Here is a 651-nt window from a genome sequence, read left to right as displayed (position 1 = left end):
ACCTTGAACTACGTCTTTACGCTCGATGTCGACGAACCACTCACGGCAGAGATGGCGGACTTCTTAGCCAATGGTAACCTCACCGTGAGTTACACCGACAGTAACGGCCCTCAATCCTTCCCGATCAGTAACGGTGGTAACCTCGATATTCCGGGTGATGCGACGGGCATGACGGTGACCGTTGGCACCTACAACGATGAGATCTTTGARGGWGTRGAAAGYTTTGARCTCGATGTSACSGTAACSGGTAGYATYGGTGAYAACAATGAAGCACTCAAYCTCAGTGACAGCGGCGACGCAACCATCATAGACGATGGTGGTGAGGTCAATAACGACACACCAGTRCTCACCGTGAGCGATGCCGGCCAAGTGGTCGAAGGTAATGACGCTCAGTTTGATGTRTCCCTCGATAAAGAAGTCGATGGCACCTTGAACTACGTCTTTACGCTYGATGTCGACGAMCCRYTSACGGCAGAGATGGCGGACTTCTTAGCCAATGGTAACCTCACCGTGAGTTACACCGACAGTAACGGCCCTCAATCCTTCCCGATCAGTAACGGTGGTAACCTCGATATTCCGGGTGATGCGACGGGCATGACGGTGACYGTTGGCACCTACAACGATGAGATCTTTGAGGGTGTGGAAAGTTTT

General features: G+C 52.0%; 1 protein-coding gene. It reads left to right on the top strand.

Annotation, left to right across the window (positions count from 1 at the left end):
* The coding region (locus ELS82_RS26635; RefSeq protein ID WP_370447495.1) for a hypothetical protein at positions 1–651 on the top strand (651 nt) is incomplete at both ends.

Source organism: Vibrio ouci, from assembly GCF_004551525.1.
GTDB lineage: Bacteria > Pseudomonadota > Gammaproteobacteria > Enterobacterales > Vibrionaceae > Vibrio > Vibrio ouci.
This window is presented reverse-complemented; position numbering and strand designations above follow the sequence as displayed.